Raw genomic sequence first — 1,076 nt, forward strand, 5'->3', positions numbered from 1 at the left:
GTGACGGTGCAGGGGGTTTTGTCGGTGATGGTTGCGCCTGTGAGTTCGGGGGCGGTGGTGTCGACTTCGCCGTCGAGGAGGGCGATGGTGACGCCTTGGCCGGTGTAGCCTTTGGCTCGGGCTTGGTCGAGGTGGTAGTAGGCGTAGTAGGGTTGGTCGGCGGCTGTGATGGTGTCGGCGGCGTGGGCGGGTCCTGTGGGTAGGGCGGCGGTGGCGACGCTGAGGGCGGCCGCGCAGGCGGCCGCGCGTGCAGCTCGGGCGGCGCGTGTGGGGGGTGTGGTTACCATTGGCGTGGGTCCCATCCGTCGTCTTTCGTGGGGGCGGGGGTGATGTCCTTGTCGGAGCCGTAGGTTTGGGACATGGGGTTGACGTAGCCGGGGGGCAGCTCGTCCTCGTCGTCGATTCTGAAGGGTTCGTATTTGCGTTTGGGGGTCTTCTTCTCGTCTTTGCTGGCCCCGGCTCCGGCCCCGCCTCCCATGATGCCGCTCATGCCGGGCCTGCCCGCGGCGTTCTTCCCCGCCGCCGTGCTCGTCCCGGTTGTCCCGGGGGCGGTGGTGGGTGGGGTGTAGGAGCCGAAGCCGACGCCGGAGTAGGTGCCCGCGCGCAGCGCCGAGGTGGCGGCCAGGGTGGGGCTTGCGTGCATGCGTGCGGTTGCGCCTACTCCCAGTGCTCCGGCTCCTAGGAGTCCGGCTCCGCCTAGGGCGGCGGTGGACGGGCCGCCGTTGATGCGCCACAGGGGGTGGTCGCGGTCGGTGGGGGGAGCGGGGGTGTAGCCGCCGATGGTGCCGTTGGCGTGGCGGTCCCCGCCGATGCGGGTGTGCATGAGGTCGATGCCCATCAGGTCCTGCGGGTCGGTGATGGGGTTGGTGCGCGTGCCCGGCTCTCCTTCGGCGTCCAAGCGGTAGGGGATACGCCGGGATTGGAGCTTGTAGGCGTCCCTCATCCGCGCGCCCTCGGCGTCGGGGTCATCGAAACCACCCGGGTACAGGCCCGAGTTCGGCCCCCGCAGGGAAGAACGCCCGAAATCAGAATCCCGATCCCCCGGATACACACCCCCCTCATGAGCAGACACCCAC

General features: G+C 69.8%; 2 pseudogenes. Both read right to left on the bottom strand.

The window, feature by feature from the left end:
• Window positions 1-287, bottom strand: a pseudogene (locus HMPREF9006_RS10095) (alkaline protease); the annotation flags it as partial.
• Window positions 281-1,076 (bottom strand): annotated as a pseudogene (locus HMPREF9006_RS10780) (hypothetical protein); the annotation flags it as partial. The pseudogenes HMPREF9006_RS10095 and HMPREF9006_RS10780, both read right to left, overlap by 7 nt.

It is taken from the genome of Actinomyces sp. oral taxon 180 str. F0310 (genome assembly GCF_000185285.1).
Taxonomy (GTDB): domain Bacteria; phylum Actinomycetota; class Actinomycetes; order Actinomycetales; family Actinomycetaceae; genus Pauljensenia.